The 5,924-nt window shown below is 66.5% G+C and carries 6 protein-coding genes and 1 pseudogene; 6 read left to right on the top strand and 1 reads right to left on the bottom strand.

The features are described from left to right. Nucleotides 1-930, bottom strand: a 930-nt coding sequence (locus ABZW74_RS23590) for a serine/threonine-protein kinase (RefSeq protein WP_355279822.1), incomplete at its 3' end; no start/stop codon positions are given. A gap of 154 nt (nucleotides 931-1,084) precedes the next feature. On the opposite strand from ABZW74_RS23590, the gene ABZW74_RS23595 reads away from it, so the two are divergent. The 6 genes and pseudogenes from ABZW74_RS23595 to ABZW74_RS23620 all read left to right on the top strand — a co-directional run. Then, nucleotides 1,085-1,573 carry a helix-turn-helix transcriptional regulator gene (locus ABZW74_RS23595; RefSeq protein ID WP_355279825.1) on the top strand — a complete coding sequence of 163 codons (489 nt, stop codon included), beginning with the start codon at nucleotides 1,085-1,087 and terminating at the stop codon, nucleotides 1,571-1,573. Continuing rightward, nucleotides 1,570-2,256 (top strand): nucleotidyl transferase AbiEii/AbiGii toxin family protein, encoded by a 687-nt coding sequence (locus ABZW74_RS23600; protein WP_355279828.1) that lies wholly within the window; start codon nucleotides 1,570-1,572, stop codon nucleotides 2,254-2,256. Before ABZW74_RS23595 ends, ABZW74_RS23600 begins: the two co-directional genes overlap by 4 nt. A 65-nt stretch (nucleotides 2,257-2,321) precedes the next feature. After that, complete coding sequence (locus ABZW74_RS23605; protein ID WP_240861333.1) at nucleotides 2,322-2,846, top strand: nuclear transport factor 2 family protein; 525 nt, start codon at nucleotides 2,322-2,324, stop codon at nucleotides 2,844-2,846. A gap of 245 nt (nucleotides 2,847-3,091) precedes the next feature. Next, complete coding sequence (locus ABZW74_RS23610) at nucleotides 3,092-4,084, top strand: acyl-ACP desaturase (RefSeq protein ID WP_240861335.1); 993 nt, start codon at nucleotides 3,092-3,094, stop codon at nucleotides 4,082-4,084. Nucleotides 4,085-4,251: 167 nt separating this feature from the next. Next, nucleotides 4,252-5,385, top strand: a complete 1,134-nt coding sequence (gene dusB, locus ABZW74_RS23615; protein ID WP_276615212.1) for a tRNA dihydrouridine synthase DusB — start codon at nucleotides 4,252-4,254, stop codon at nucleotides 5,383-5,385. A gap of 193 nt (nucleotides 5,386-5,578) precedes the next feature. After that, nucleotides 5,579-5,924, top strand: a pseudogene (locus ABZW74_RS23620) (LytR family transcriptional regulator); the annotation flags it as partial.

Below are 5,924 nucleotides of genomic sequence, written 5' to 3' on the forward strand. Positions count from 1 at the left end.
GGTCGGCCATGCACCGGGCGTGGCCTGGGCAGGTGCTGGTGCTGGTGTTGGTGGCGGCATCGTCGGCGTGGGCCCGACCAGCGTCTTGCGCGTGTCGAAGGCGTCACCGAGCGCGGTCGCGAAATCTCGGGCGCTCTGGAATCGGTGGTCGGGGTTCTTGGCGACCGAACGCTGCAGCACCGGGTCGACGCCCGGCGGCAGGGTGCGGTTGCGTTCGGTCGCCCGAGGCGGTTCGGCGAACATGTGGGCGCTCATCAGCCCGTGCAGCGATGGCGCCTCGAACGGCGGTGCGCCGGTCAGCAATTCGTACGCGGTGGCGCCGAGCGAATAGATGTCGCTGCGGAGATCGACCCGGTGCCCGCCGATCTGCTCGGGCGACGAGTAGCGCATCGTGCCGACCGTGGTGCCCGTGCCGGTCAGCGACGTCACCTCGTCGAGGGCCTGCGCGATCCCGAAGTCGGTGAGTTTCACCGCATCCGGGACCATCGCATCCTCGCCGGGAGTGACCAGGATGTTGGCCGGTTTGATGTCCCGGTGGGTGATGCCGCGGCGGTGCGCGGCGTCGAGACCCGCCGCGGCGCCGTTGACGATGGCCATGGCCAAGCGCGGATCCAACGGTCCGAGGGTGTCGACCAGGTGCCCCGCGTCGGTTCCCGGCACCAATTCCATGGCGATCCAGAGCCGGCCGTCGTAGACGCCGCGGTCGTACACGGCGACGATGTTGGGGTGATTGAGCGGGGCGACCAGATCCGCCTCGCGCTCGAAGCGGGCACGGAACACCGGATCGGTGGCGTGCGCCGACCGCAGCACCTTGATCGCGTCGGCACGTGGCAACCGCGGATGGGCGGCCTTGTACACCTCACCCATGCCGCCGTGACCGAGTACCTCCAGCACCCGGTACCCGGCGATCAGATCCCCAACCTGGTACATGCCCTACTCGACCGATCCTGCCTTCATACCCTGCCCGGGCGACGGCCGACGTCGGCAATCAACCCGGTGAGGTGCACAATCTTGCCCCATCGCACGCTGAATCCCCAACCCGCGAACCAATAGCCGGCGTCCCGCAGTGTATAGAATGAGATACATGCCGGCTCGCAATCCCGAGATCCCGCCCACCACCGAAAAGGTGCTGGCCACCATCGGTGGCGCGCTACGTGCGCGACGCCTGGATCTCGGCATAAGCGCAGTGACCACAGCCGAAGCCGCCGGAATGTCACGCGTCACCTTGCATCGGATCGAGTCAGGCGCGCCGTCTGTGACGATCGGTGCGTACCTGAATGCGGCCACCGCTCTGGGCTTGCAATTGGCAGTCGTCGAGCCGGGCGACCATTCGGCGTCGCCAACCCCGTCGAACGCGAGCGGAGAGGAAGCGACCGCCCGCATCGGCGACTACCGACAACTATCGGCGATCGCATGGCAACTACATGCCGACACCGAGATCAGCGAGTTGGACGCTCTCCGGCTGTACGAACGCAACTGGCGACACGTCGACCAGTCCGCGATGAGCGATGAGGAGCGCGCGTTTGTGCAGCGTCTTGCCGACGCGTACAGCGGAGGAGTTCTGCTTGTTTGAGCGCCCGCACCACACCCGGATCGCCGCTGTCCTCGAGGCACTTCGACGCCGATCTGCTCGCGGCGTCGAAGTGCTACTTCGGGGGCGGCACCGCAATCGCCCTGCGCCATGGCGAGTTCCGTGAGTCCCGAGAGATCGACTTGATGGTCTCCGACAAATCTGGCTATTTCGACCTCCGCGAGCGAGTTCGCGGGGCAGATGGCTTGAATGCGCTGACCAGGCTGCCCTTGAAAACCCTTCGCCCGGTCATCACCGACCAGTACGGCATCAGGACCGTGGTCGACATCGAGGAAGAGCCGATCAAGTTCGAAATCGTCTTCGAGAACCGGATTCCCCTCGATGAACCCGAGGCCGACGATGTCTTCTGCGGGGTCACGACGCTGACAGCGATGGACATGGCCACCACAAAGCTCCTGGCGAACTCTGACAGATGGGCAGACCGGTCGGTTTACAGCCGGGACCTCATCGACCTTGCGATGATGCAACCGACCCACGACCTGATGCGCCATGCGACAGCGAAGGCCCAAACGGCCTACCGGTCGGCGGTGGTGAAGGACTTGAACAAGGCGATCGACGACCTGCGGGGCAATCCCCACCGGTTGGACGACTGCATGCGTGCATTGCACATGACCCGGACGCCGAAAGCCGTCTTGTGGGAACGGATCATCAATTTGGCGGCGTGAGGTGATCGCGCCCGAGATCAACCGACCGGCCCCGTCGAACTAGAACACGTTCTAGTATCACCGTCATGACAGCAGTGTTCGACGCCGACGAACTCGACCGCGCCTTCCTCGACTTCCAGCGCACCGTCGCCGAGATCGCGGTCAGCCGGGATTGGGATCGCTTCGCCGACATGTTCACCGAAGACGCGCACTACATCGAGCATGCACTCGGCACGATGCGCGGCCGCGAGGAGATCCGCGCCTGGATCTGGAAGACGATGACGGCGTTCCCCGGCAGCCACATGACCGGCTTCCCGGCGTTGTGGCACGTGGTCGACGCGCCGACGGGTCGGGTGATCTGCGAGGTCGACAACCCGATGCGAGATCCGGGCGACGGAACCCACATGACCGCGACCAACATCACCATCCTCACCTACGCCGGCGACGGACTGTGGTCGATCGAGGAGGACGTCTACAACCCCCTCGAATTCGGTATCGCCGCGATGCGGTGGTGCGAGAAGGCGCGCGACCTGGGCACTCTCGACGACGCCGCGCGCACCTGGATGGAGACGACCGGCGAGATGTTCGCACGATCGGCCGGACGCGCGTAGAGTCGGCCGAGTTAGGGTGACCTAACACACGTTCGGTTCTGCGCGACGAGGCGTAACGTCGGGGACTCAAGCTACGACACCGTAAGCATCGACTTGGGCGTGTCCGATCGGTGCCGTAGGCTTGACCTTTGATCAGCGGTGCCCGGAGTTCGACGGGGGAGCATCCTGGCACCGGATGGTCGGCCCGACGTCCAGGCCGGCAACACGAGCAGTCGAGACACGCGAAACCACCCGGAGGAATATCAATGGCACGCGACCTCACCCAACTCGAACTCCTCCAAGAGCTCGAGACGGTGGCCGAGGACAACGTCAATCGGCACCTCAAGACCGCCAGGGACTGGAATCCGCACGATTACGTGCCGTGGGACGAGGGCAAGAACTACGCCGCGCTCGGCGGCGCGGACTACGACCCCGAGAATTCACAGCTCGACGAGGTGGCCAAGGCGGCCATGATCACCAACCTCTTGACCGAGGACAATCTGCCCTCCTACCACCGCGTCATCGCCGACAACTTCTCCATGGACTCCGCCTGGGGCCACTGGGTCGGCCGCTGGACCGCGGAGGAGAACCGCCACGGCATCGTCATGCGCGACTACCTCGTCGTCACCCGCGGGGTCGACCCGGTCGCCCTCGAAGAGGCGCGCATGATCCACATGACCAACGGCTACGACCCGATGCTCGCCGCCGCCGGCCGCACCGAAGAGCTCGAGGAGTACGCCGACGAACTCGGCATCCTGCACTCGGTTGCGTACGTGACCTTCCAGGAGCTGGCCACCCGCGTCAGCCACCGCAACACCGGCAAGGCCTGCAACGACCCGATCGCCGACAAGATGCTGCAGCGCATCGCGGCCGACGAGAACCTGCACATGATCTTCTACCGCAACATCTGCGGCGCGGGCATGGACATCTCGCCCGACCAGACGCTGCGCGCCGTCACCGACATCGTGACCAACTTCCAGATGCCCGGCGCCGGCATGCCCAACTTCCGTCGCCACGGCGTGCTCATGGCCAAGCACGGCATCTACGACCTGCGTCAGCACCTCGAAGAGGTCATCCAGCCGGTCCTGCGCAAGTGGAAGGTCTTCGAGCGTGAAGACTTCACCAGCGAAGGCGAGAAGACCCGCGAGGAGCTCGCCGCCTTCCTCGAGCAGCTGGAGAAGGACACCGTCCGCTTCGAGGAGATGCGCGACCGCGCACTCGCCCGCGAGGCCAAGAAGCGGGAGCAGCAGGCGTCCTGAGCACCGCTGTAACAACAACCGTCACCGACGCAGCACCCCCGCTGCCTGAGGTGCGAGCCTGCGAGCCTCGAAGGCCTGGCGACTGTGCGTCACCAAGCCCTTCGAGGCTCGTCGCTAGCGCTCCTCGCACCTCAGGGAGCGGTGAAGGCACCTCAGGGAGCGGGAAGTTGCGCATCGGATCGATCGAACTGGCGAGTCCGGTGGTGCTCGCTCCGATGGCCGGCGTCACCAACGTCGCGTTCCGCACCCTGTGCCGCGAGCTCGAGATCGCGCGCGCCGGCACGGTGTCGGGCCTCTACGTCTGCGAGATGGTGACGGCGCGGGCGCTGGTCGAACGGCATCCGGTGACGATGCACATGACGACCTTCGCGCCGGAGGAGTCGCCGCGGTCGATGCAGCTCTACACCGTCGACCCCGAATACACCTATGCGGCCGCGAAGATGATCGTCGACGAGAATCTCGCCGACCACATCGACATGAACTTCGGCTGCCCGGTACCGAAGGTGACCCGCAAGGGCGGCGGCTCGGCGATCCCCTACAAGCGCACGCTGTTCCGCAAGATCGTCGCGGCCGCGGTCCGTGCCACCGAGGGCACCGACATCCCGGTCACGGTGAAGTTCCGCATCGGCATCGACGACGACCACCGCACCCACCTCGACGCCGGCCGGATCGCCGCCGAGGAAGGCGCGAAAGCCGTTGCGCTGCATGCCCGTACCGCGTCACAGCGGTATTCCGGCCAGGCCGACTGGGACGAGATCGCCCGGCTCAAGGAGCACGTGACCGACGTTCCGGTCCTCGGCAACGGCGACATCTTCGAGCCGGCGGATGCCGTGGCGATGATGGCGCAGACCGGCTGCGACGGCGTCGTGATCGGCCGCGGCTGCCTGGGCCGGCCCTGGTTGTTCGCCGAATTGGCCGCAGAACTGGGCGGATTCGCCGCGCCGGAACCGCCGACCCTCGGCGAGGTCGCCGACATCATCGTCCGGCACTGCGAACTCCTCGTCGCCCATCACGGAGAGATGAAGGGCTGCCGCGAGATTCGCAAGCACGTCGCCTGGTACCTGCGCGGGTTCCCCGCCGGCTCCGACATCCGACGCCGCATGGCGCTGGTGGAAACGGTCGATCAGCTCCGCGAACTCGTCGGGTCGCTGCCCGCCGACGCGCCGTTCCCCACCGACGGTCACGGCCCGCGCGGACGACAGGGCTCGCCCGCGAAGGTCGCGCTGCCCGACGGCTGGCTCGACGATCCGTACGAAGACGTCGTCCCCGCCGGCGCCGAGATCATGCACTCTGGCGGCTGACGCCTTTACCAGCGCAAACACTGGTTGCGATCGTTGTCACACACCGCTGTGGCTGAGATGGCTTCTCAGGTGCGATCAGTACTATGACCCGAAAGGTCCCGGCCGACGGGACCATGTAATGGTGCGCGCCGCAGCGTAAGACCCCAGTAGAGCGGCGGCGCGCATTCCACGTTCGGGGTCGCGAGGAAGCCACGTGAGTCGTTGGACATCAGGACCCGACGGTCCGGAGCCGGATGCCGGGGGCAGACGCCCCCGTCGCAGCCGTCGCGCCGGACGCGACCGGGACGCCAACGACTTTCGCGAGAAGTTCGGCGACAAGACACCGACCAGCGATCCGACCGCCCCGAACACGACGCCGCCACCGGCATCGGCCGCCCATCCGAGCCTCCGGGAACCCCGCGGATCAGACCGTTACGTGCGAGGACGCACGCGGCTGACCGTTCGCGAGCTCATGGAGCAGATGAATGCCGAGGAGCCGCCGCGACCGGCGGCGCCCACCCCGGCCCCTGCACCACCACCTGCACCGCGACAGCCCGCCC

Origin of the sequence: Gordonia sp. NPDC003585, assembly GCF_040610755.1 — a bacterium.
Taxonomy (GTDB): Bacteria; Actinomycetota; Actinomycetes; order Mycobacteriales; family Mycobacteriaceae; genus Gordonia.

What these genes read in the sequence shown, in the direction of transcription:
- ABZW74_RS23610 (WP_240861335.1), top strand. Translation starts at nt 3,092, where the DNA reads ATGGCACGCGACCTCACCCAACTCGAACTCCTCCAAGAGCTCGAGACG.
- ABZW74_RS23595 (WP_355279825.1), top strand. Translation starts at nt 1,085, where the DNA reads ATGCCGGCTCGCAATCCCGAGATCCCGCCCACCACCGAAAAGGTGCTG.
- ABZW74_RS23605 (WP_240861333.1), top strand. Translation starts at nt 2,322, where the DNA reads ATGACAGCAGTGTTCGACGCCGACGAACTCGACCGCGCCTTCCTCGAC.